The organism is Enterococcus sp. DIV0187 (genome assembly GCF_051713785.1).
GTDB lineage: Bacteria > Bacillota > Bacilli > Lactobacillales > Enterococcaceae > Enterococcus_A > Enterococcus_A avium.
Genome location: NZ_JBIOQO010000001.1, coordinates 1,338,741 through 1,364,031 on the forward strand (window position 1 = coordinate 1,338,741; position 25,291 = coordinate 1,364,031).

Annotated in this window: 23 protein-coding genes and 2 riboswitches; of the genes, 2 read left to right on the forward strand and 21 right to left on the reverse strand. The window is 38.1% G+C overall.

Translation table 11 applies throughout. The annotated features are described in order from the left end of the window. Positions 1 to 3: 3 nt before the first annotated feature. From grdA to IGI52_RS06620, 8 genes are all read right to left on the reverse strand, one after another. The gene (grdA, locus tag IGI52_RS06585) at positions 4 to 477 is read right to left on the reverse strand and encodes a glycine/sarcosine/betaine reductase complex selenoprotein A (protein ID WP_081638476.1); all 474 of its coding nucleotides are present in this window, start codon (positions 475 to 477) and stop codon (positions 4 to 6) included. A 23-nt stretch (positions 478 to 500) separates the two neighbouring features. Then, positions 501 to 1,787: a glycine/sarcosine/betaine reductase component B subunit gene (locus tag IGI52_RS06590; protein ID WP_438780791.1), complete on the reverse strand. Its 1,287-nt coding sequence runs from the start codon at positions 1,785 to 1,787 to the stop codon at positions 501 to 503. 40 nt (positions 1,788 to 1,827) lie between these two features. Further along, positions 1,828 to 2,214 (reverse strand): GrdX family protein, encoded by a 387-nt coding sequence (locus IGI52_RS06595; RefSeq protein WP_065422882.1) that lies wholly within the window; start codon positions 2,212 to 2,214, stop codon positions 1,828 to 1,830. Between the two features lie 112 nt (positions 2,215 to 2,326). Continuing rightward, positions 2,327 to 2,396, reverse strand: a riboswitch (glycine riboswitch). A gap of 3 nt (positions 2,397 to 2,399) precedes the next feature. After that, positions 2,400 to 2,504: riboswitch (glycine riboswitch) on the reverse strand. Between the two features lie 257 nt (positions 2,505 to 2,761). Next, on the reverse strand, positions 2,762 to 3,697 hold the full coding sequence (locus IGI52_RS06600; protein ID WP_240128483.1) for a phosphotransferase family protein: 936 nt from the start codon (positions 3,695 to 3,697) through the stop codon (positions 2,762 to 2,764). Between the two features lie 348 nt (positions 3,698 to 4,045). Beyond that, positions 4,046 to 4,888, reverse strand: a complete 843-nt coding sequence (locus IGI52_RS06605) for a sialate O-acetylesterase (protein ID WP_438780792.1) — start codon at positions 4,886 to 4,888, stop codon at positions 4,046 to 4,048. Positions 4,889 to 4,990: 102 nt separating this feature from the next. Then, positions 4,991 to 5,407: a GFA family protein gene (locus IGI52_RS06610; RefSeq protein WP_438780793.1), complete on the reverse strand. Its 417-nt coding sequence runs from the start codon at positions 5,405 to 5,407 to the stop codon at positions 4,991 to 4,993. An 81-nt stretch (positions 5,408 to 5,488) separates the two neighbouring features. Continuing rightward, positions 5,489 to 6,220, reverse strand: a complete 732-nt coding sequence (locus IGI52_RS06615; RefSeq protein ID WP_431414429.1) for a winged helix-turn-helix domain-containing protein — start codon at positions 6,218 to 6,220, stop codon at positions 5,489 to 5,491. A gap of 294 nt (positions 6,221 to 6,514) precedes the next feature. After that, positions 6,515 to 7,645 (reverse strand): tyrosine-type recombinase/integrase, encoded by a 1,131-nt coding sequence (locus IGI52_RS06620; protein WP_438780794.1) that lies wholly within the window; start codon positions 7,643 to 7,645, stop codon positions 6,515 to 6,517. Positions 7,646 to 8,830: 1,185 nt separating this feature from the next. Here IGI52_RS06620 and IGI52_RS06625 point away from each other — a divergent pair. Continuing rightward, positions 8,831 to 9,580 carry a hypothetical protein gene (locus IGI52_RS06625; protein ID WP_438780795.1) on the forward strand — a complete coding sequence of 250 codons (750 nt, stop codon included), beginning with the start codon at positions 8,831 to 8,833 and terminating at the stop codon, positions 9,578 to 9,580. 277 nt (positions 9,581 to 9,857) lie between these two features. On the opposite strand, the gene IGI52_RS06630 is transcribed toward IGI52_RS06625, so the two are convergent. Beyond that, on the reverse strand, positions 9,858 to 10,325 hold the full coding sequence (locus IGI52_RS06630) for a PTS sugar transporter subunit IIA (protein WP_438780796.1): 468 nt from the start codon (positions 10,323 to 10,325) through the stop codon (positions 9,858 to 9,860). A 121-nt stretch (positions 10,326 to 10,446) separates the two neighbouring features. Between IGI52_RS06630 and IGI52_RS06635 the strand changes: the two genes are divergently transcribed. After that, entirely contained in the window at positions 10,447 to 11,169 is a 723-nt protein-coding gene (locus IGI52_RS06635; protein WP_016179860.1) for a MurR/RpiR family transcriptional regulator, read from the forward strand. Here IGI52_RS06635 and IGI52_RS06640 read toward each other — a convergent pair whose 3' ends face one another. The 12 genes from IGI52_RS06640 to IGI52_RS06695 all read right to left on the reverse strand — a co-directional run bounded on the left by IGI52_RS06640 (position 11,170) and on the right by IGI52_RS06695 (position 25,118). Continuing rightward, entirely contained in the window at positions 11,170 to 12,546 is a 1,377-nt protein-coding gene (locus IGI52_RS06640; protein WP_438780797.1) for a gluconokinase, read from the reverse strand. It lies immediately after the preceding gene. Next, positions 12,543 to 12,794, reverse strand: a complete 252-nt coding sequence (locus tag IGI52_RS06645; protein ID WP_438780798.1) for a hypothetical protein — start codon at positions 12,792 to 12,794, stop codon at positions 12,543 to 12,545. The genes IGI52_RS06640 and IGI52_RS06645 overlap by 4 nt, the downstream gene beginning before the upstream one ends. A 219-nt stretch (positions 12,795 to 13,013) precedes the next feature. Continuing rightward, a complete protein-coding gene (locus tag IGI52_RS06650) occupies positions 13,014 to 14,345 on the reverse strand; it encodes a 6-phospho-alpha-glucosidase (RefSeq protein ID WP_438780799.1) in 1,332 nt (443 codons plus the stop codon). A 2-nt stretch (positions 14,346 to 14,347) separates the two neighbouring features. Next, positions 14,348 to 15,961 (reverse strand): PTS transporter subunit EIIC, encoded by a 1,614-nt coding sequence (locus IGI52_RS06655; RefSeq protein ID WP_438782234.1) that lies wholly within the window; start codon positions 15,959 to 15,961, stop codon positions 14,348 to 14,350. A 209-nt stretch (positions 15,962 to 16,170) separates the two neighbouring features. Continuing rightward, positions 16,171 to 17,253 (reverse strand): YncE family protein, encoded by a 1,083-nt coding sequence (locus IGI52_RS06660; protein ID WP_438780800.1) that lies wholly within the window; start codon positions 17,251 to 17,253, stop codon positions 16,171 to 16,173. Between the two features lie 154 nt (positions 17,254 to 17,407). After that, positions 17,408 to 18,409: a DUF6933 domain-containing protein gene (locus IGI52_RS06665; protein ID WP_438780801.1), complete on the reverse strand. Its 1,002-nt coding sequence runs from the start codon at positions 18,407 to 18,409 to the stop codon at positions 17,408 to 17,410. 158 nt (positions 18,410 to 18,567) lie between these two features. Further along, on the reverse strand, positions 18,568 to 18,834 hold the full coding sequence (locus IGI52_RS06670; protein WP_010744532.1) for a type B 50S ribosomal protein L31: 267 nt from the start codon (positions 18,832 to 18,834) through the stop codon (positions 18,568 to 18,570). A 98-nt stretch (positions 18,835 to 18,932) separates the two neighbouring features. After that, the gene (rho, locus tag IGI52_RS06675) at positions 18,933 to 20,228 is read right to left on the reverse strand and encodes a transcription termination factor Rho (RefSeq protein ID WP_016179853.1); all 1,296 of its coding nucleotides are present in this window, start codon (positions 20,226 to 20,228) and stop codon (positions 18,933 to 18,935) included. Next, a complete protein-coding gene (locus tag IGI52_RS06680; protein WP_016179852.1) occupies positions 20,228 to 21,499 on the reverse strand; it encodes a UDP-N-acetylglucosamine 1-carboxyvinyltransferase in 1,272 nt (423 codons plus the stop codon). The genes rho and IGI52_RS06680 overlap by 1 nt, the downstream gene beginning before the upstream one ends. 319 nt (positions 21,500 to 21,818) lie before the next feature. Further along, on the reverse strand, positions 21,819 to 22,688 hold the full coding sequence (locus tag IGI52_RS06685; protein WP_010744528.1) for a class II fructose-bisphosphate aldolase: 870 nt from the start codon (positions 22,686 to 22,688) through the stop codon (positions 21,819 to 21,821). 181 nt (positions 22,689 to 22,869) lie between these two features. After that, on the reverse strand, positions 22,870 to 24,480 hold the full coding sequence (locus tag IGI52_RS06690) for a CTP synthase (RefSeq protein WP_016179851.1): 1,611 nt from the start codon (positions 24,478 to 24,480) through the stop codon (positions 22,870 to 22,872). 188 nt (positions 24,481 to 24,668) lie between these two features. Next, positions 24,669 to 25,118 carry a YueI family protein gene (locus IGI52_RS06695; RefSeq protein WP_311945472.1) on the reverse strand — a complete coding sequence of 150 codons (450 nt, stop codon included), beginning with the start codon at positions 25,116 to 25,118 and terminating at the stop codon, positions 24,669 to 24,671. Between the last annotated feature and the right edge of the window lie 173 nt (positions 25,119 to 25,291).

The window sequence follows — 25,291 nt, forward strand, 5'->3', positions numbered from 1 at the left end:
TTATTAGTATTTCCCGTATTGATTCCTCATTTCAGAAACCTCTTCAATGATGTCATCAACATCTAAAACCATTTCCATCATGCCAATCTGCTCTTCAAAAACATCTGAGTCGACAACTTCTTTAAATTCTGGCTCTACAGCGTGATATACAGCTAAACCTAGCTGTTCATTGGTCAATGGACCTGCATACGTAGGGTCTCCGTTCGTTACAGTTTCAGCAGCTAATCCAGCTGCTTCTCCTTCGGCAGCACCGATCAGAACGACCACGTTCTCTGCTCCGAAGTTTTCTGCTGCTTCTTTTACTCTACGTTGATTTTCTAAGTCCATTGCCCCAGCGGCCGTTCAGACGAAACATTCTGTGGATGAGAATATTACGTCAGCTCCGGTACCCTCAATACAAGCTTCGATTGCTTGACCTGGGATACCATCACGGTCGCCGATCACTAAGACTTTTTTATTTTTTAAATCTAAAGTCATTAGTATTTCCTCCCTATTATGATTTAAACGCCTTTTGCAGACATTTTGTTAAAACCAAGTTCATTTGTTGCACCGGTAATTGCCTGGATTTCAACTTCAATCGTGCCATCTTGTTTCAAGCTGCCATCAAAGCCGCCTGCAATGACATCGACATAATCTAATTGACCAATCACGTGATCCATTTTTGGTAATTGGATCGTTTCATTCGCGTTTCCGCCAGTAACGACTGCAGTGGCTAATTTATCCGCATCTGCTAACGACTGGCTAGCTCCGTCTCTTCCAGCATATTCATCTGTAACAATTACTGTTTTAATCCCTTTTTCTTCGACTTTCTTGCAATTCATAATCAAATCTGTATCCGGATTTCCAAAGCCTTCTTGAGAAATAATCACACCATCCAATCCAAGATACTCGCTCAATTTTGCGACAAAATCACTAGAACGATGTTTATCTTTTAAATAAACGGTTTCGTTAGTGACAATCACACCGACAAAATTGATTTCTTTCCCATGCTGCTTATACAAATCAGCGATAACTGGGTTGTTCAAATGGTGATACGTCGTGTTTTTATCACACGCAGACACGCAGTTACCACTGATAATCGCGCCATCCATGACTTCTGTTGGATAGAGGATCGTTGGTACAATATGCTTGGCATCTGTTCCATAAACATACGTATCATGCAAAAGCCCTTGTGTTTGTAGCATGTACACATAACCGATTTTAGGCAGATCAGGATATTGCTGGATCTGTTCTAACAAAGGTAATGTTTCGAAGGTTTCAATGCTGTCGGGCTCAACCTTTTCACCTAACTTGCCGATATAATCAGCCGTTTTGAGTCCCGCAAAACGTGCCGCTTCTTCGTATAAATGAGGATCTAACTCTTCTTGCGGTTTTAACACTAAACAAATTTCGATTAATTGAGAAAATGGCGTTAATTCAGCCCCAGGGCCTTGCATATCCACGATTCCTTCTTGAAAGCCGACAATTTTACCGACTGTCATAACGCCGCAGCCCTTCAATACATGGGTACGACCACTACCGACCACATCCACTTTATTGATTACGCCAGGAAAAATTCCGGTTGTTGAACCGACCTTGCACCTTGGTTCGATCACATCTTTGACTGGTGTGATACGGATACTATCGCCTGGTTTAGCGATTTCGATCTCACAGCTGATTAATCGATCGTCTTCCAAAACCAACTCTTTGATTCTCGCAGGATCGAGGGTTAATCTGCCATTTTCAATTTTCTCTTCTTCGCCTAAAACAACTTCCTTGATTTCAATGTTACCAATTTCGAGTTTCATTTATTCACCTCAGTTCTTATTGGTTGCAGACCGTTGAATCCTATCTAGCCACCCCCATTCTATCCAACGTACTCTGCGCGATATAAAAATCTACAAAAGCAAAATCGTTGAGCACCGCTAAGGACCAATTAGGGCGCTGTTTGTTTTTTATAAATTTTTCGTAGACGGCTATCGCTGATTCAATATATTCTAAACTCTCAATATCGATGTATTGAGAAGTGGTCTCTGAAGCAAAAATCGTTTTATAATAGGTTTCGTTTGGTTTGATGCTTCCACTTAACGGGTGCGACAGCAAGCGGACATGCTTTTCGATGATCTGTTGCTTTACCTTTGCCAAAACGTCTCCATAATCGCCCTCTACATAGCAAAAGACAGCAAGTTCACTCATTTTTTCCTTCACCATTGGATTATTTGTTATGATAATCATTTACTCACCCAGTTTCTAATTGTGTTTTATTTCACATGACAGGTGCTTATTAGTCCTTGAAGAATATGCTTAGACCCAAAAAAAGAGGACAACAACACACTGTGCCGTTGTCCTCTGTCACTAGCCTGAAAGATTCCCTCTACTCTGAGGTTGCTTCTTCGGCGCATTTCTGCTCTCCAGAGTTTTATCCAATTACGGTCCGTTTACCTGAGATGTTCACTGTGAATTCAGCTTGTTTCACAGCTTATACCTTCGGTGGCAGATTAGCTGCACTCTCCCGCAATTTTCTTTTTTGCAAACGCTTTCTACAATTGAATAGTAACAAGTTCATCCAGCAAAATCAACCCTAGATTTTTTTCAATCTGATAAAAATATTTCTATTGCTATAGACAAATGCTTTTTAAAATTTGATTTTAAAGAACTAAGCTAACTATTTTCAACCTTTAATTATTGCAAACTGCGTAGCTGAGCTCATTTTAGGAGTACTTCAAAAAAAATCAAATTAAGCTAAAAAGAAGCTACGTTATGACAACGCAGCTTCTTCTCATTACATATAATAAATTGTTTTATCATCAACTAAAATATTCTCTTCATAGCCCTTCAAACCATTTTGTATCTCAGCAATGCTTTCCGCAAATAATTCTTCTATCCCAAACTCCTTGCCTAAATACACATTTTCAAGCTGATTATAAAATTCAATGAAGTCCAATTTATTTTGTAAATTACTTATTTCAATGCCATAATAGCCTAGCATTTTGTGGACAAACGCTTGAGAAAAGCCTTCTTCATAGTCAAACAAAAGACAAATAAACTCCATATCACGATCATAAATCGCTATATCGCCAAAATCAATCAAGCCGCAAATGGTGTTTGTCTTTTGATCATAATAAACATTACTAGCACCAAAATCATTGTGAATGAGACATTTTTTTTCGTTGAAATTCTGTTGCAAGATTCTTTTATAAACCTCGTCAATCTCTTGTTGTACCGATTTTTTCAAAAGAGGATATGCTGCCTGCTGAATCACTTCATATTCATATGCCGCTTTGGCGTTTTTATCTACCTCAAGTCCTTCTAAGGATACTGAAAGCTCAATTTCATGAAGGGTTTTGAAAAAAGCAGCTAACTCCTTCGCGATTTCGTTCTTCTGTTCTTCAGTCAATGTTGTCAAAATTTTGGCGTCAAGTGGAACCCCTTTGATTTTTTCTTGTCCGACAAAATCTAGTTGATTCGGCTTTTCTGCCTTTCCAATAAAACATATTTCTGGAACCTTGAGGGGTAATTTGTCGTTTATTTCTTTAAAAACAACTACCTCTTTATATAGATTTCTAGCTGCTCTAGCATGTCTTGGAAATTTAAACACGTAGGATTGATTGATCAGAAATGCCTCACTATCAAATCCCTTACCTAAAATTTCCATTGTTTCAATCGTTAATTCCGGATACGCCTGTCTGATTCTCGTCTTTGCTTGTTCCTTATCCATTAGCCACCTCATTATTTAAGTCTAGTTTCATATACAATACTTCAATGGAAAATGCGTATAATTAGATTTCACGAAATAATTGTCAATGGTTAAATTAACCATACTAAAAAAATAAAGCACGACCACCCTTATTATTTGCGCAGCTAATATATTATAAGAAATTGCGCTGTTTCCGGTAGATTTCATTGGTTTAAACGATATATTCAAAGGGGTTGTGATAGAAATTCCTTTTGGAACATCGTTTGTTCGGAAAAAGAAGCAGTAACACAACTTTTATCACAGCTCCAGTCTTCCTCTTCCTGCTTTCAACGTTAAGCATGAAAAACAAGTGCTTTTTACTTAAAATCATTACATAGAGATTTCAGCATTTTTTTTAATAAATCGCTGATAATCAATCTTACCCAGGGCAAAATCACGACTCAGTAAATAAATTTTTTCATTTTTAGTCGTTTCACGGCCATAGATTTTACTTAATCTTTCGTCTTCATCTCCGATAGCCTGAGAGACATTCGCTTTTTTCGAAAAAGCTTCATAATAACGAATACCAAATTGTCTTTGTGATTCTGCATTAATATGAATGCCATCAGGATTTGCCTGCAAATTCTCAGCGCTAACCAAATAACAATTTTGCTCTTCCGCTACGACTTTGGACATTTCTTGATTGATTTCCTTAAACTCAATCGCACTTAAACCAAATCCAGTTTTTCCCAAAAAATCAGGAAGTTCCCCAACAATAATCGGCAAGTTTGCTAATCCAAGTTCTTTTCGGAAATGATTAAATACGGCTTTTAATTTTTCAGCGTAATCCTTATAGTATCCATTTAAGCTATCATTTTCACCCTGATGCCATAAAATAGCGATCAGCTCACTTGTTTCCATCGCAAATTTTGCTTCAGCGAGGGCATGACGAGTTAACGGCTGGTTTTCTGCCCACTCATCGATAGCGCTTCCTCCCTCCGCACAAGGAATTAAGCCTAGCTTTTCATCAGGATGATCTTGTGACCACGCGGCCGCAAACGATGCAGCTGGTCCAATCCCTGAGACTTCTCGATCAAAATGAAGCGGTTCAGTCATCATCTGCCACCGACCATTGCGCAACATTTCAATATTTTCATTATAAATTGCAGGAACATCCGTCAGATAACCACGACCTGCCATGTTTGATTGTCCAATTAATAAAACAGATTTCATTGTCTTCTCCTTACAAAAACGATCATATACTAACATTTTTAGTTGAATTATACTCCTATGCTAAAAAGCCCTTCTATATGATTCATAGAAAGGCTAACTGACTTAATCACTCACTTCTTGAAAGTTATGATCTAAACATGTTGTTTTATTCGCAAAATCATAATAATCTGGTTTGCGATCATAAAAAAGTTGTAAGCTAAAATCAGCATTTCTAATAATTTCTGGAAATAATTCCGCATTTAAACAATAATGATCTCTGCCTAAGTGATGCCAAAATAGGTAGGTTCCGCAGGTAGAGCAAAAACATCTTTCCACTTCTTCACTAGATCGATAATATGTCGCAGAATCTTCCGCTAACTTTAAATCAACATTCTCACTTTTTTCGGGATCGATCGCCATTACTGGACCAGCCGACATTTTTCGACACATATCACAATGACAACTATAGACAAAATTTCCGTAGTGCTTGATTGTTACCTGATTCTTTCCACACAAACAAGTTCCCTTCATATTTTCCATTTGATCACCCGCACTTTGCTATTTTCAGTAAATTATAGCATACAGGTTTCTTTATTTGTTTTTCTTCAGAAGTGAAATCTGCTACTTATTTAATAGATAATATTCATTTTCAGTTGTTTCGCTCTCAAATCTGCTTTGATTCAAGCGATAACCTTTGCCCCAAGTCGTCTCAATAATATCTTCTTCAATTCCCAGTTCTTTTAATTTCCATCTGATTCGTTTAACCAGAATAGACATTTGTGCAAGATGAGAGTTATTAGGACATTCACCCCAAATCGCCTCTGACATCTCAACCCTTGAAACAATCTCACCATTAGAATCAATTAATTTCTGGAAGAAGATTTTCTCTTTATTTGACAATACATGAAGAATTGTTTGTATTTCTTTGTGCATCAGTTCTCCGTGTTGACTAAAGACCAATGTCTTTTCTCGTTCTCCTTTGCGTACATCAGCTAATATTGTCACTAAATACTCTCTTAATTGATCAAGAGGTGAATTATCGCTGATCCATCCGTCAACCCCTAATTCCTCTATCCTGTCACGTTCAGTTTCACTAGGGATCATTGAAACCTTGCGAAAGAAAAGGTTGTTTTTTCGAAATTCCGAAATTAATTGTCGTGCCTCATCATCATTAATGGTATCACTGATAATAATTCCGGCGAAGGTATCGTCAATCTTAGTTGTATCAATTCGATGTAAAAGTTTTTCAAATAAAATTTTCGAGCAGAAAACTTCATAATTTAAAGTTTGTAAATTATTTTGTAGCGTTTGCTCAAATAATATATTTTTAGTTAAAATTAAAAGAGGTTTCATTTGAACCACACCTTTCCTTTTTTTTAAGGATATTTTTTTTAATAGCGATGCGTAAATCAGACAAAAAAACATGGGTATTGGTCTTATCCTTTCAATTTTTTTACCCCCTAAATCTAATTATTTGTCATTCTCTAAAACTTCACTATAATAGCTATCTGTAGAGTGTTTATTTCTTATTAGATTACCTAATAAGAAATAGATATGTTTAGCCTTGGCAGATTAATGTCGATACGTAGTCATGACGTTTTTCATGACGGCTTATAGTCTTAAAAAAAAAGCTCATTCAGAGCTTTTTTAGCTTGCAATCGACGTATTTTCGAAAAGAGAATCAAGCTTTTGAACGGCTTCTCTTCTTTTTTCCATCATTGAATCTGTGTATGTATCTAGCGTCATTTTAACCGATGAATGTCCCAACAATCGACTAATACTAGCGACGTCTACACCATTTTCCAAACAACGTGTTGCAAAGGTGTGACGAAGTGAATGAAAAGAAAAACTATCTAAGCCGCTACCGGATAGTATCCGTTTGTAACGATAGCTTACTGTACGCGGTTCTATGCGTTTTCCATTAAAATTAACTACGTATTCAGAATTCCTTTTAGCATGTAACTTAGTTAAGAAAGTAGTTAACTTCTTTGCTAACGGAATAACACGAACGGATTCTAATGTTTTAGGTTTTTCTTCGATAATTTGCGTGCGATGATCCAGTGAATTCTCATCTGACACTCTAATAATCGTTCGTCGAACAAATAGTATTTGCTCATCAAAATCAATATCACTCCACTTTAGTCCGCAAATTTCCCCGATCCGCATCCCTGTATAAAGAGCGATAATAACTGGCACTCCGGCGGGTGTATCGATAAACAAATTTTCCATCTGTTTTTGTTCCGTTATAGATAAAGCACGAACTCGATTCTTTGTCTTTTTGGGTAATACAGCCTGCTCACAAGGGTTTCTTACCAAGCAGCCTTCTTCGACTGCAATTTTTAAATTACTATTTAGTACAGTATAGATAAGGTGAATCGTTCCGACCGCTAGACCTTTCATTGTTAGGATTTCGATCAACATTTGAATATTATCCTTCGTAAGCTTGCCTATTTTTATTGATCCAAGTAGTGGAAAAACATGATTCCTCAATAATCGAAAATAATTTGTATAGGTAGAAGGTTTCACTTCTTTTTTTATTTTTGTAGTCATACATTCTCGTATCCAATATTCTAACGATTCATCGCTTTTTGGACTTGTGATCAAGGATGTCTCTAAATGTTTGGCCTTTACCACTAGCAATCTTTCCTTAACTTCTCGATAGCTTTTTCCGTAGATGTATCCGTAAACGATTTGATTATGTTCATCGCGTGCTTTGATAAAACGGCCTTCCCAACGTCCGTCCTTTCGTTTATAAATATTTTCTCCTTTGCGTGGCAAATTAACCTTCCTTTCTGACGGTGATTTTGACGGCGCATTCTGTTTTGATAGAAAGTGCTTTAAATCAACGATTTCTTTTCTGCAGTAAACTCATTCTTATAAAAACAGCAAAAAAATGCTCCATATATTCATTTTTTTAATATAAAAAAATTTTTTTGCGTTTGACTTCATCAATTACGATTACTATAATTAATTTAAATATAAATAATATATTCGGAAATTAATGTAAATCTCTTTTTTTCTCGTTAGGTAATCTAATCGGAAAAAAGAGTTTTTTTACTGACAAAAGTATAGCAAATAGAAAAGTTAATACCGTTCAATTTTGGCAGGTTTAACAAGCCTAAAATGGACGATTAATAAATCACGCGAATGAATAAAAAAAGAGGTTTAAAAAGATAATTGCAACGAGGAAGCGATTTTTTGGTCTTATGCTCTATTTATCATAAGGGGATCGATTAGAAAAAGATTCGTCCTTATCGATTATTTAACGAGATTATACAGGCTAAATGTAGTCGCCTGCGAAATGATCGTGATCATAGATCGCGATTTCTTAATATTTAGGAAGTTTGACTAAAACAGAAAACAATTGAATGATTTATTCTTCATAATTATTATAACTAGAAAATTAGTAGTGATAAAAAAGCAAATGAACGACGAACACTTTTATCAATTCTCAGTCATATTTCTATCATAGTTATTTTTAGCAATTACAATAAAATCCAACATATCAAGAAAATCCTTAAAAACATTATTATTCATAACGTTTAGAATTTTTAAAAGAAAAAAATACTCAAAGAAAGCCTTTTCATATACAGCGTCCAATGTTATTATAATCTCGAAAACATGATACATTAGGAAATAAGCAAATAACAAATCAATCGTGAGTGGGGGAAATCAAGGATGGATACTGTGAAGCTTGGACAAAGGCAGATTTTTGGAATGAAGAATACGAATCTTATGAAACGTGTGGCGAAATACTTTGAACAAACTAAGAATGCTTCACAGGTTGTTGAGTATTTGGTTGCGATTCTTTTGCGAGATGCTTTATGCGTCGGGGATTTTTCACTAGAGTCATTAACAGAGCTTATTCATCAGATTTTTCTTACCACAACACCGAATGATACATTGCGGATGCACTGTGTCTTTTTTGAGTCGTTCTTTTCACTTGAAGAGTGGCAAAACGTCGTGAATCGTCTGTTTAAAAATAAAAACAAATACCACCAATTTACCAAAGAAACCTGTCTCTATAAAAAATTCCTAGAGAAAAAAAACCGCGAACAGCCAGACCCTTCCGAATACCAGTACACCTTGATATCAAGCTTCAATGATTCAAATGGCAAAAAACATACCTGGACGCTGCGTAATACCAAACGAATCCCTAAACATTTAGAAAACGAAACCGCTAACATCTTGAAAATCTTAACGAGCTTAACGGTTTTTCAGTCTCCCACTGCTCGTCGCTTTGCTGAATATTTGAATTTTTATAGCCATGAAGGTCGGATTGATGCACAGCATAAAGAGATTCAAGAAGAGGAACTTGTTTCTAAAGAAACTATTGAAGAGTTAACAACCTCAAAAGCTTTGCTTGAAAATGAAAAGCCACAAAAACAAACTGTTGCTGCCTCAACGCCACCTTACGATAATGAAGTTATCACAAAAGTAGAATCCAAATCTCATTTAGCCGAAGAGGCTTTATCAAATTCGCCTTCTAAAGGAGAGAAAACGACAGTCGCCAATAACTCCTCTGCAAAAAAGGCTGCCGAGTATCTCCAGAAAGAAGACACCTCCTACTTACGATACGATAAATCTAAAGGAAAAAGTCACAACGGTCGGGAAAAGAACAAAATAGATAGGGACGCTAAAAGGTCTCAAGGAAATAGCGGTAAAGTAGGTTCAAAAAGAAATAAAAATCGAAAAAAAAGGAAAAAGAAATGATTGTAGGGATTTGTGCCGAAGAATTATCGAATAAGTTCCCTTTAATTTTGACGTAGATTTATTTGGTATGTTCAGAAATTGGCTCAGGACATTCATTGCTCGGCATTAACTACCACAAAAAAGCTCCCTCTTCAATAAGAAGCAGCTCTTTGATAGTTCGATTATTTAAAATTGAAAACCAACATTATTCGAGAATCGTTTTTAAAAATTGAAATTGCTTGTTGCCAATCCAACTTTTGCGATTATTGATTCGCAATCGGCAGTTAGGATAACAATATTATTTTATCACCGCAGCGATTTCTCCAACCTGTTTTTCTCCAAGCGATATCTCTAGCTCTTTGTCTTTCATTTCAGGAAAAACAACGATTACAATATCGTCCTTTTTGTGTTCCGCCAAATAATTTCGATCAATTTGCACCAATAGATCTCCAGCTTTTACTTTTTGCCCTTCTTGAATAATAGAACTAAATCCGTTACCATTCAATTCCACAGTATCCAGTCCGATATGAATTAAGAGATCCAGCCCATCCTCGGCTTCGATCGTTAATGCATGCAGAGACGGAAAAACTGATTTGATTGTTCCTTTGATAGGTGATTGAATCTTCCCATCAATTGGCTTGACGGCAAAGCCTTCCCCCATCATCTTTTCGCTAAAAACCGGGTCATTTACTTTTTTTAGCTCAACCACCTCCCCATTTACAGGGGTGTAAATTTCACTACTTTTCTTTTTGAATAAACCAAACATTTGTCGAACATCCTTCCTTTGTTTTAATTAAATATGATAAAATGCCCAATTCTTTTTTTCTTTTTTCTTAGTGTATAATGCTAGAGTAAGGGCTTTATTACTTTCTTTAAGAGGTGGAGAAATGGATCTAGAAATTGTAACTAAAGGTAAACAACTATCGGATAATGATCGGATAATTTTGACTTATTTAGCGTCTCATGTAAATGAACTAGAGGGCGTTTCATTGAGAAAAATTGCTGCGACACTCTATACTTCACCAGCAACGATTGTCCGTCTAGCACAAAAATTAGAATTCTCCGGTTATCTGGAATTATTTTATTTTCTAAAAAATCAATACCAGCCACAAAATCAACTCGTGGAGGCGACTGTCGATATTTCGATTCCAACAGAGAAAATTGCGCCTTCAATCCAAGCCATGAAAAAAATCTATCAAGAAAATCAAGGAAAATTTATTACAATTTATGCTACAGGTTTTTCTAGTATCATCGCTGAATATCTTTACAAAAAGCTACTCGTCAATGGAATCAAAACTCTTTTTGTCAGTGCTGCTGATTCTTCAGGGATCATCAACAACAATGCCGATAATATCAGCATGCTGATCGTCATTTCTAAATCAGGGGAGACACAAAAAGTGATCGAAAAAATGCATTTTTCGCGAGAACGAATGATTCCGACGATTTTGTTTACTGGCAATAGTCAATCCCGCGCAACAGAATCTGCTACAATTATCTTTGAAGTAGCAGATGAACGTCCCTTAGACAGTCAAAATATTAAATACAATAGTTTTTTCGGCAAGCTGCTATTGTTGATGGAGTATATTGTTCAAGAATTTACTCAAAAATAATTAGATGAAATAATCCTGAGCAAGGTGTTTATAAGCAGCACTTTTTAGCGGATCAGGAAAGAACGTTTCTTGATCCTCCTCAAGCATTCGATTCGGTTGCTCTAACAAATAGTATAACCCATAAATCGGTTCATTTTGTTGTGCGTAATAACAAGTAGTCCCAAAGATGTTTGCCGCTAATTGTCCCAACACAGGAGTTTGAAAAAAACCTCCGCTAACAGATAGTGCTTCTTTTTTTGCCACGAGTTCAACTAACTGACGAATATTCAACAAAACGCCTTCAATTACACTTCGTATCATATCCATTCGGGTATGCTGCAGCGTCAACTCTTGAAATCCCCCTTTGATTTCATTACTCCAATATGGTGCACGCTCTCCATTTAAAAACGGATAAAAGCGTAATCCATTTGCGCCTATCCCTGTTTCTTTCAATAAATCTGGGAGTGCTTCATAGAAGGTTGCGGGATTCTCTGCTAAATGGTTCGCTGCCCAGGCTAAAACGATCCCACCATTATTCGAAGGTGCTCCGCATACCAACAACTCTTTTTTTAAATAGTAGCAGAAATTTTGTTTTTTTCGATCCAAATGAATCGTGTTTGTTATTTGACGAACCGCGGCACTTGTACCAATCGTCAAACTGGCGGAGCGCCCAGTAGAGTAATAGCTGGCATATGCTGCTAACGTACCATCACTGGCACCAACAATCACTTGGATATTTTCAGAAAAGTCAAATAGCTCACGTATCTCCTTCAGCATTGTAAACTTTTGACTCGTATCTGCCAACGTTGCCAACTGCTCTTTTTTTAAACCAAGATAATCGAGAATTTCCCCATTCCATTCCTGTTTTCTCAAATCAAACATTCCCGTAGCAGAAGCTGTCGCATAATCAATGACTGGTTTTCCTGTAAAATAATCCATAACCAGTTCTTTTATACCATACCAATGAGTTTCTGCCGGATATAAATTTTCTTCTTGAAAATAAAGCACCTTGGCAAAAGGAGACATCGCATGGATTGGTGTGCCTGAAATTTCATAAAAATGCGTAGCTAATTTCGTTTGTTTAAAGCGATCTATTGTCTCAGCTGCCTGTAAATCTGACCATAAAAAAATCTGTCTTCTACCATCATCAGGCATGAGACTATGCATCGCTGTGCTAAAACTAAGATTGGTGATTTCTCTCCGTACGTTTAACGGCATCGCTAAAATTCCTGCCTGCAAAATCGCTAAAAGCTCATTTCCGTCTTGATACTTTATCCGATCATCTCCATAGGTTTGAAGCGGCAAATCGCTTGAATACAGCAACTTACTCTCTTGAATCACACCTAGCTTAATAGCGGTAGTTCCAATATCTATTCCTAAAAATACTGACAAAATCATTCATCCTTTACAAAGGCGTTTCCGCCAAAATGACTGTGCAATAATACAACAAGCTTCTCACTTATCTTATCACAATCCTCCGAAGCAAAGCGCATCATAAGTGGTTGAGTAATTATTGGTACGTTTACTTTTAACCGTAGCACTTCCTCCGCTGTCCACTTTCCTTCGCCAGAAGATGGGATAATTTCTGTAATCTTCTCTATATCAACAGGTTCGCGATAGATTTTTCGATTAATTCCATTAGCCAAGAACGAACGCCTGACCCCTGATAAAAAACTTGAGCAATCTCTGCAAGCTCATTGTCATATAGACTGTGCCTGATGGTGATGTTGCAATAAATTCTTCAGTAATCCCCAATTTACCCTAATCAGTCATCTTGATTTCCATTTTGAATCCTCCTTAAATTCTTTAAAAAAAGGATTGTAACAGCAACGTACTCAATAGACGTTACTGCTACATCCTTATCATTAATATAATTCTGGCCAAGTATCGCCGTTTTCGGCAATCAAATCATCGAGTAAATCTTTGGCAACCTTTGCGCTAGGAACAGTCTTAGATAACGTTAGTGCCTGCCACATTTTTTGATAGCTGTTTTCTACATAGGCTTCAACAACTAATTTTTCAACAGTAACCTGTTGGAACATTAAAGCTTGTTGAAAAGCTGGAATTTGTCCTTGAGCCAATGCTTCTGGCCCATCCGTTCCAACAATACAAGGCACCTCTACCATCGCATCATCTGGGAAATTGGCGATCGCGCCATTATTCTCAACAATCATCACCATCCGTTCATGTGTATTGAAAGCAATCGCGCGGGCTAGATCAACGATAAATGTTGCATGGGCATCAATGTCAAATGCGATTCCTTCCGCAGATTGATTCGCGATAATTTGTCGCGCATGATCGAAGACATTTTTTTCTCTTCCTTCCATCACTTCATTGGCACGAGTAAACTCGGGATGATCCTTCATATGCTCAAAGACATAATCAGGATACAAATAATATTTCAAATAGGTATTCGGTAAGTATTCTGGCGTAACCGCTAAAATATCTTTAGCCTTTTTGTGGGTCTCCTGCCAGCTAGGATCTGTATGTTGTGTGTCTACTTCAATTTGAGTCAAATAGCCATGTTCAGAAACATATTTTCGAATCTGATCAAGATACTCATGTCCTTCTTTATCTTTCACGCTAGTCCACCAACCAAAATGATTCAATCCAAAATAGCGAACTTCTAGTTCCTCTGGTTTCTTGCCAATAATTTGTGACATCCGACGTAGTGTTCCTACCGGCATATCACAAATATTCAAGACTTTTGAATCAGGTCTTAACACACGACACGCCTCTGCCACAATAGCGGCTGGATTAGAGTAATTCAACATCCAGCATTCCGGTGAATATTTTTCCATGTAATCAATAATTTCCAACATTCCGGTAATACTGCGCATACCATAGGCGATTCCACCAGGTCCGCAAGTCTCTTGACCGAAAACTCCGTGACGCAATGGTACTTTTTCATCCTTCTCACGCATCGCATACTTTCCTACACGAATGTGAGCCATACAAAAATCGACATCTGTGAAAGCAACCTCTGGATCAGTCGTATATAAGAAGTCAATCTCCGGTGCCTGCTCCTTTAATAGAATCTCTAAAGCCTCACCAAGAATTCCTTGTCGATCTCCGTCATTATCATATAGCTTCAATGTTCGTAATGGAAAACGTTCCAAATTATCTAACATCATCATGACGATTCCTGGAGTAAAGGTACTCCCACCGCCGGCAATCAATACTGAAAATTTTTTCATCACTATTCGTCTCCTCCATTGTCTCTGCCTAAATATTTTTCAAGTTTCTCTCGGATCTGCGGGACTGTTAACCCGTAAACCACGTGGACATTTTCGCCATTGCTGATGACCCCTTTTGCTTGGGTCTGATTTTTTAATAAGCCCTCATTCACTAACTCTGGTTTTTCCAGCTTCAATCTCAGACGTGTGTAACAATTATCAATCGTCTTAATATTTTCTGCCCCGCCTAATCCTTCCACAATCTTCCCTGATAACTCGTCATCCGATGCGGGAGCGACTAATCCACCATCAGCTGGAACCGAGGATTTTTTCTCGTTATAATCCTTTTTCGAATACAGCTTGGTCTCCTGAGCCTCGTCTTCACGTCCAACAGTTTTAAAGTTGAATTTAACGATCAAGAATCGGAAAATGAAGTAATAAATGAAGAAGAAAGCAACTCCTACTAAAAGATAGATCGGCCAGCGTGTCTTCTCTGTCCCTAATGGAATGTTATAAAGTAAAAAGTCGATAAACCCATTAGGACCAATCGCCCGCGAGCCAAGGATATTTAATGCCACCATACTCAATCCGCTCAATGCTGAGTGAATGACGAACAACACCGGTGCCACAAACATAAACGAAAACTCAATAGGTTCAGTCACTCCAGCCACAAACGAAGTGACTACTGCTGGAATCAGAATGGCTTTCACCTTGATCTTATTCTCTGGCTTAGCCGTTTGATACATCGCTAGACAAGCCCCGATCAAGCCAAACATTTTCGAAATCCCACGAGCATCCCAGATGACACTTTGGGATAACACTCTCACAGCTGGATCAGCAATTTCAGCGAAGTAAATATTTCGTGCACCTTCAAATACTTGTCCACCAACTTCTGCCACACCGCCAAGTGAGGTGTACAGAAATGGTGTATAAATCAAATGATGCAACCCGGTTGGAATCAATAATCGTTCCAACGAACCGTATAGAAATATCCCAAAGTTGCCTGTCTTTTGAATCACTCCGCCTAAGCCGTCAATTCCCTGCTGAATGACGGGCCAGATAAATGAAAGTGAAATAGCTGCCAATACCAATACTGGAATCAATACGATAAAAACAAAACGAGCACCGCCATAAACTTGAAAGGCATTATTAAAGGTCGTATCAATAAAACGATTATGGATCAAGGCAACAACAATACCTAGAATAATTCCTAGAAAAACGCCCATATCCAACACTTGTACTCCTAAGACTAATGCCTGTCCTGATCCTTGTAATTGATCTGGTGCGACTAGCATATCTCTTAATTCCATAAATTTGTTCATTGCATATAAGAAAACTAAATACCCAAGTAATGCAGTAAACGCAGCTTCCGCTTTTTTCTTATTGGCTAACCCTAGAGCAATTCCTACACAAAAAATCACTCCAAGATTTGTTAACACTGGCAGCAAGGCTGCGGACAAGATACTACCGAATCCCATTGTGATCGGATTATCTAAAAAGCCAAATGTCTCGATCAAACGCGGATTCGTAAAAACGTTTCCAATCGCAATTAAAATACCGGCGATCGGTAAGATCAACACAGGAACAAACATGGCTTTTGAAAACTTTTGCATGCTATCCATGATTTTCGCTTTCATCATTCTATCTCCTTTGTTTTATGATGTGTTCAGTATACGGGGCACTTTTCTAAAAATAAACAGATACCGCTTACAACTCAACTCGTTTCACGATTTGAAACACGTTTCATGATTAGGGCGTATTAAAAAAGAGTTTCCAAGATAGGAAACTCCAGATAACTTCGGCTTTCAGATACGTTAATAAAAAAGAAACTCAGTCCAGCAGCAAGCTATTTAGAAAGTAACTCCTTGATCGTTAATTGGATAACGTGATCAACTAATACTGGATTTCTCGTTCGGTAAGGCCACGCCCCACCTTCAAAAAGTGTATACAGCTGATCATCTACCGCTGTAATTTGTTCGACATACGGCGGTGTATCGATGGAAAATTCTGCATCCTTAAACGAGAAAAATTTATCCACTTTATCCAGGTTAAAGAAGTAAATTTCACCTGGACGATCAGGTCCCCAAGACTGAGACATCAATAAATAATCTTGATAAAAAGTCAAGCCTTGAATCATATCCAGCGTTTTCCACGAACCCAAAGAACGAGCAAATTGCGATGCAGGAACAGGTGTTACGCCTGAATGCACCCTTTCTCCTTGATCAAAACTAGAGATCTTTTCATGTGAAGCAATCGTTAAATCTCCCTGATCGTTTAACCGATAAGTCGCCATGCGTCCATATTCATTCAAAGTAAAATAGCCAACAACCAAAACACCAGATGTATACGTCAGCGCAGAAGCATGAGACACTTCTTTTAATGCTAGTTGCTGATGGTATGAAATGACACTGTCCTTTTTAAGCTGATAGTCTTCTAACTCCTTCAAATCAATGGACGCCAGACCGGCAAGCGGTCCCCCAGTTGTGACCCATACTCGTTTATGCTTTGGATCATAGGCTATTCCGCCAAGATGCGGCCGTCCCGGCAAGACAACCGTCTTAATAAAACGATGGGTTTGACGATCCAATAGATAGATTACGGAATGATCCTGATGATCGTGACTGTATGCTGAAATCAATAAATATTTTTCTGTCACGGCTATTCCCTGCGGTGTCATTGTACGACTATTAACAACCCCATTCGTTACCAGATTAAGTGATTTCGTCTCATATAATCCTGGGATCTTATACATACCAAAATCAGTACTCTCCTCTTTGTCAGAAAATGCCGCCTGATAAAAACGAGGATAACGCTCGAGCGATTCCTTCTGCTGTTCGATAGTCAGTCCCTGATGCGCGGCTTCTACTTTTACAGAAAAAAGCGAAAAAAGACACAACAAAACAATAATCCCGCAACTCTTCTTATACATTTTCATTCCACCTGATTTCATCGATAGATTATTTTACTAACCAAACATATCAAAATTTTTCCTATTCAACAATTAATCTGACATAGGATTGACCAGCAAAAAAATAAGCCTAAGAAGAACTCGCTTTTCTTCTTAGACTTATAAAATTTATAGACTAATACCAATCATCCATCATTTCTAGTGTCATGATCCCATCATCCACGCCAATTTCGAGTTGCTCTCGAATCTCCGGCATAGCTGATTCATTCACTTCCCCAGCTGCAATCAAAAATTGATAGAACTTCTTCATAGATGAGCCGGCCTTCTTAACCGCACTTTCACTGATCCAGACATTTTTTCTAGCTCCCCAACTAAAGAAGTCGCTAATCACCTCAAAATTAGATACTGCTAAATCATAGCCATAAAAAATTAAATACCCGCTGAGATAATCTTCAATATTGGTTAGATGCTTATTTACGGTCTTCTTTGTTAATTTTTCATGCTGTTCAAGGTATTGTTGAAACGCTGAAAGAATCAAGCGATTGTTTGCCAACGCCGAATCATATTCTTCATCAGAAAAATCAACTACTTTGAAATCAGCTAGGCTTTTCCAATTTTTTTCTACCACATATTTTTTCTCTACATCTTCTTGCAAAACATCGTGAAGAACTAAGGGCTTCTTAAAAACTTCTCGTAAATTATCTAGCGGAAACTCACTTTTATAAGAAGAATCTGCTAAGTAAAGACTATGCTTAACATCCACCAATATATCCAAATTAAACGTTCCATGATATTCCATGGATGTGATCATGTTATTAATGATTCCAGTAATCACACGATTATATCCTGCACTTACCTCTATATCACCCGCCAATTCAAGATATTCAACAATTTTTGTTTGAGGAATTCCAGCAGCCTGAAATACTTCTTCGATTGCTGCGGGAATAATTTTCCCTAACTGCTTCTTAGTTTGAGCGTCGATTCCGATTAATACAATCGGAAAATACGTCAAATCATTAACCAATAATAAAACTTTCTTTCGTTTAACATTGAAGTAATTGGCATGCCAAGAAAAAAGCGGGTTCTTATCTGAAAAACTTCTCGCCCATTTTTTATCCGCCACTTCAGGTAGCTGATTAAATAAAGGTAATGCCTTCTTCGATGAATTGATAATCATTTTCGCACCTCGCCTAATCGTTTTAAACGTTCATTAAACACAGTACCAGTATAACAAAAAATAAACTTTGAGGGATTCCAAAAAATCAATTTTTTCGAATACACAAAAAACGAGCTCCCAATATAGAAAGCTCGCTAAAGTCTGTTTGAACAGAATTTTTATTTTTCCTCTGCGTTGGCGTCTTTGAGACCGTATTTCTTGTTGAAACGATCGACACGTCCATCTGCTTGAGTGAATTTTTGACGTCCAGTGTAGAATGGATGAGAGTCTGAAGTAACTTCGACACGGATTACTGGGTAAGTGTTTCCGTCTTCCCATTCAACTGTTTCTTGTGAAGTTTTAGTAGAACCTGACAAGAATTTGAAACCTGTAGTTGAGTCCATGAACACAACTGGATGATATTCTGGATGAATTCCTTGTTTCATAGTTTTTTCGCTCCTTTGCCCTGAATCATTTGCTGGTTCAGAGTTATTTTTGCAATTTGCAACATGAATATACTATCATGAATGATTCGACAATGCAATTATCTTTTTTGATTTCTTCGCACGGTTTTTCCCCCGAATGAAACATCTTTGAAAGCTTTGAAAACTTGGTCGTTATTCTTTGTCTTTTTCAAAAAATTAACAAATTGTGACGTATATTCTAAGGAGTCGCCAGTCATATTATTACGTAGCTTAAAGATTTCCTCCAAACGAGATGGTGCCATTAATAATTCTTCTTTACGTGTACCTGATTTCTTGATGTCAATGGCAGGGAAGATTCGACGTTCGGATAATTCTCGAGATAATTGTAATTCTAGGTTCCCGGTTCCCTTGAACTCTTCATAGATGACATCATCCATCCGGCTACCGGTATCAACTAACGCAGTTGCTAAAATCGTTAAACTCCCGCCTTCTTCAATATTACGAGCGGCACCAAAGAATTTCTTTGGCTTATATAACGCAGCTGGATCAATCCCGCCGCTTAATGTCCGACCGCTTGGGGGAACGACTAAGTTATAAGCACGAGCCAACCGAGTGATACTATCCATTAAAATGACTACATCACGCTTATCTTCGACTAAACGCATCGCGCGTTCTAAGACTAATTCGGATACCCGAGTATGATTTTGTGGCTGTTGATCAAAGGTTGAATAAACCACATCGCCCTTCACGCTACGTTCTAAGTCCGTCACTTCTTCTGGACGTTCGTCAATTAAAAGGACGATCAATTCCACATCGGGATAGTTATCAGTAATACCATTGGCGATTTCTTTCAGGATTGTTGTTTTTCCGGCTTTAGGCGGTGCAACGATTAAGCCACGTTGACCAAATCCTACCGGTGAGAAGATGTCGATCATTCGTGTAGACAAACGACCGGGAGTTGTTTCTAAAACTAATTGTTTCTCAGGATAAAGAGCTGTTAATGCAGGGAAATGCGGACGTTCTTTGGCTTCTTCTGGATCTTTACCATTAACACTTTCCACATGCATCAAACCATAATAACGCTCTGATTCTTTTGGCGGACGAGCTTTTCCCGCCACTTTGTCTCCGTTTCGCAAACCAAAACGACGAATCTGTGAGGAAGAAATATAGATATCTTCCGCACTTGATCCATAATTGATCGGACGCAAAAAGCCGTAACCGTCTTGTCCAACAATATCCAAGACACCTTCCATATAAAAGAAGCCTTGTTTTTCTGCCTGTGCTCGAATCACAGCCAGCGATAATTCCTTTTTGTTCATTTGACTATAATAAGGAATTTTAAAGTCTTTTGCATAAGCATAAATTTCTTTTAGCGTCTTGTTTTCAAGTTCCGCCATTGTTAAATAATCGCTCATTATTCCGCCTCTTCCTCGTCGATCATTTCGATAGTAGCACCAAGAGCTGTCAGTTTTTCAATAATATGATCATAGCCCCGTAAAATGTATTCTACATTAAAAATCGTGGTTTTGCCTTCTGCCATTAATCCAGCGATAACTAAACAAGCACCTGCACGTAAATCAGAAGCCACTACTTCTGCACCATGTAATTTGTTCGAGCCATTTAATACGATCAAGTTGCCTTCCACGCGAGCATCAGCGCCCATGCGGACTAACTCTGGTATATGATTTACCCGTTTTGAATAAATCGTATCAACGATTTCAGCTGTCCCTTGGGCTTTTAATAATAGCGGTGTGATTGGCTGTTGCAAGTCCGTTGCAAAGCCTGGGTATGGAGATGTTGTGACATCGACCGTTTTTAAGTTCTTAGACGGCAGCACTTCAATACTGTCTTCTGAGATATTCATTTCCACACCAATTTCTTCTAGTTTTGCGATAAAGCTTTCGATGTGCTCATAGATCACATTATGAACAGTTACCCCTTCGCCCATCGCAGCAGCCAAGGCCAAATAAGTCCCTGCTTCGATCCGGTCAGGAATGATTGAATGGACACAGCCATGCAATTCCTCGACTCCTTCGATTCGAATCTCGTCCGTACCAGCACCGCGAATCTTCGCACCCATATTATTCAATAATGTTGCAACATCAATAATTTCAGGTTCTTTGGCAGCATTTTCGATAATCGTTTTGCCTTTAGCTTTTACCGCAGCAAGCATCACATTGATCGTCGCACCAATGGAAACCACATCCATAAAGATACGATCCCCACTTAAGCCGTCTTCATCTGTTCGCAAATAAATCACGCCATGTTCATTCGAAACTTCCGCACCTAAACTCTCGAACCCTTTGATATGCAGGTCAATCGGACGAGGTCCTAGGAAACATCCACCTGGCAAGCCGACAACTGCTTCACCGAATTTGCCCAATAAAGCACCCATGAAATAGTAAGAAGCACGCAATGAATTGATTTTGCCGCTTGGCATCGGGATTGAAACAACATTGCTTGGATCAATCACCATTCGATTATCTTCAAAAGACACTTTTGCTCCCATAATCTCTAAAATCTCGATCAAGGAATGCACGTCTTGAATGTCTGGAACACCTTCTAAAGTTACTGGCGAATCCGCCATAATTGCTGCTGGAATTAATGCGACCGCGCTGTTTTTCGCGCCGCTGATTGTAATATTACCTGATAATGGCTTTCCACCATGAATTTCGATTTTTCTCATTTATTTTCACCTAATTAATTATTTTGAAGTTTATAGACCATTATCCATTCTAGCATATTATTGCCTGTATAAAAAGGAAGCTTTCTCAAATCTCACAAGAAAATAAGCAGCTTTTTCATGCTTCCATTAGATTCGGATATCAGGTAGCTATTTTTTATCTCCAAGCATTCTTACTTCGGTGAAATTATTTGTATTTTTAAAATTTTCAGTTTTTCAACTTCTTACAAAAGCAGTAGAGAACTTCTCCGTGAAAACCTTCAATAAATTGATTGTACAAAAAAAGCCTCGGAACAGTTGCTCCGAGACTAAAAGAATCTAATTAAGCTTTGTTAGCTGAACCGAACCAGTCAATATGTTCTTCAGCATCTTTAACGATTGCAGCAACACCTGGTGCTAACAATTTACGAGGGTCAAAGCCTTTTCCTTCTTTATCTTTGCCAGCTTCGATGTATTCACGAGTTGCTTTAGCAAATGATAATTGGAATTCAGTGTTAACGTTGACTTTAGAAACACCCATTGAGATTGCTTTTTGGATTTGTTCTTGAGGAATACCTGATCCACCGTGTAATACTAAAGGAACATCGTTACCTACAGCATCAGCGATCGCTTGTAAGTGGTCAAATGCTAGACCTTTCCAGTTTTCAGGGTATACACCATGAATGTTACCGATACCGCATGCTAAGTAGTCGATACCTGTAGCAACCATTTGTACACATTCGTCGATGTCAGCTAATTCACCAGCACCGATGATTCCGTCTTCTTCACCACCGATTGAACCAACTTCACACTCAACAGAGATACCTTTAGCGTGAGCTTTTTCAACAACGTCTTTAGCCAATTTCAAGTTTTCTTCAAATGGAAGATGAGAACCATCAAACATGATTGAAGTGTAGCCAACTTCGATACATTCTAAAGCAGCTTCATAGTCACCATGGTCTAAGTGGATTGCAACTGGTACAGTGATACCCATTGAGTCTACTAAATCAGTGATGATGTCTTTAGCAACTTTGTATCCACCCATGTATTTTGCTGCGCCCATTGAAGTTTGGATAAGAACGGGTGCTTTTTTAGCTTCTGCAGCCTTTAGAATTGCTTGAGTCCATTCTAAATTGTTTGTGTTGAATCCACCAACTGCATATCCGCCTTTACGTGCAGCTTTTAAGAATTCTGCTCCTGATACTACTGGCATAAAAAATTCCTCCTAAGGTTTTTTACTATTTGGTTAAGCCATGCTTAACTAACGTGTTAATTCTATCAAAGTTTTCCCATCTTTGCTACTGCTAACCATCCGATAAAACCTTTACATTTCAACTTTTTTGCTTTTTTAATATAAAAAACTGAAAGGCGTCTATGCCTTTCAGTCAAAATTACTATTTTGCTTCTTTACTTTCCAATGACGCACCTACGAAGGCTTTGATCAATGGTTGAGGACGATTTGGACGAGAGATCAATTCAGGATGGAATTGACAGCCCACGAAGAATTTATTTTCTGGAATTTCAACAATTTCAACCAGACGATTGTCAGGAGAAACTCCTGAGAAAACGAGCCCCTTGTCTTCAAATAATTGACGGTATTGGTTGTTGAACTCATAACGATGACGGTGACGTTCTTGAATCACCTCTTCGTTTCCATACGCAGCAGCAGTTTTGCTGCCTTTTTTCAATTTACATGGATACAAACCAAGACGTAACGTTCCACCTAAGTTTTCAACGTTTTCTTGATCCGCCATCAAATCGATAATATTGTTTGGTGTGTCTGGCACTGTTTCTGCTGAATCTGCTTGCTCCAAGCCAGCCACATTGCGGGCAAATTCTACACATGCCATTTGCATCCCTAGACAAATTCCTAAGAATGGCACATCATTTTCACGAGCATAACGAATCGCTTCGATTTTACCTTCGATCCCACGATCGCCAAATCCGCCAGGAACCAAGATACCATCCGCATCGCCTAGCACTTCCGCAACATTTTCTCGTGTAACATCTTGAGATTGAATCCATTCCACTTCGATATCTGAATCATAAGCAAAACCAGAATGTTTTAATGCTTCAACTACGGAGATGTAAGCATCTGGCAGTTCCACATATTTCCCAACTAAAGCAATTTTGACCTTCTTCTTAAGGTTCAGAACTTTTTCTTCCAATGCACGCCATTCCGTCATATCAGCTACAGGTGCATCGATTTTTAAATGATCACAAACGATTTGATCCATTCCTTGTGCTTGTAACGCTAAAGGAATAGAATAAAGAGTTTCAACATCGCGAGATTCAATCACTGCTTCTGGCGCTACATCACAGAATTGAGCCAATTTATTCTTGGTACTTTGAGAAACCGGTGATTCTGTACGGACAACTAAAATATTTGGTTGGATTCCCAAACCACGCAACTCTTTTACGCTGTGTTGTGTCGGTTTGGTTTTCATTTCACCCGCTGCTTTTAAGTAAGGGATCAATGTTGTATGGATATACATTACATTATCCGCGCCAACTTCTGCTTTCATTTGGCGCAACGCTTCTAAGAATGGCAAGGACTCGATATCCCCAACCGTTCCGCCGACTTCTGTGATGATCACGTCTGAGTCTGTCATCTTCGCCGCACGCATGATTTTTGATTTAATTTCATTAGTGATGTGTGGAATCACTTGTACAGTTGCACCCAGGTATTCACCTTTACGTTCTTTGCGAATAACTTCTGAATAGATTTTTCCTGTCGTTACGTTGGAGTATTGATTTAAGTTGATGTCGATAAAACGTTCATAGTGACCTAAGTCTAAGTCCGTTTCAGCACCATCATCTGTTACAAAAACTTCTCCGTGTTGGTATGGACTCATCGTACCCGGATCGACATTGATATATGGATCGAATTTTTGAATGGTCACTTTCAATCCTCGATTTTTAAGCAAACGACCTAAAGATGCTGCTACGATCCCTTTACCTATTGATGAAACTACGCCGCCAGTTACAAAAATATACTTTGTCATAAATGAAAAAACTCCTTCATACTAATTTGCAGGAAACGTCTAGAAAAAACAAAGAAAGCTCCCTATCCAATTCGAATAGGGAGCTTTGAATTCACTAAACACTTGACCCTACTAAAAGGGTGCCCAAGCAATATAATAGCGACACTTCGAGAAAATGTCAACTGTAATTTTTCGTTGCTTACAGTTATTTAATCAAACAATCTACCGAAAAAGCTCTTCTTTGGCTTTGTTTCAACTGTTTTATTGTCATTTTGAGACGAATATTTTTCTTCGATATCGATAATTTCTTGATTCACCGCATGATCGGTCACTAATAATACCCCAATACTTTCTTCCGAATCTACGGTAGCATCATTAACGATCGTGAAGTCAACAGAATTTTTAGAAGCTAGAGCAATAAACTCATTCTGCAAATTCCCATCAACTGCCCCATTTATCAACAGCTTCCCTTCAGGATACTTTTGGATTTCCGAAATCAGGTGCTCGCGATCCTGTTGATTTCTCATCTCTTTTATCGTCATACTTGCAAAACAACGTTCACGAAATGTCCCTAAATATTTTCTTTGTTCGTCCGGATTCACGCGTGCCGCGCCAAAACGACCTTTGTCTAAATGTTGTTGTAATTCATCTTTTGCCATCTTTCTCACTTCCTCATAGATCTCTCTTTTGAATCTAGTATATCAAAGTACCATGAAAAATGCTGAATCTCTGCAAAAAAGCGCTACCTGCTTTAAAAATGATAAAAAAACCATTGTGCTTTTATTGCTACTATTTTATAGTAAAAGAGGTGTTTAAATCTTTACTAAAGCCC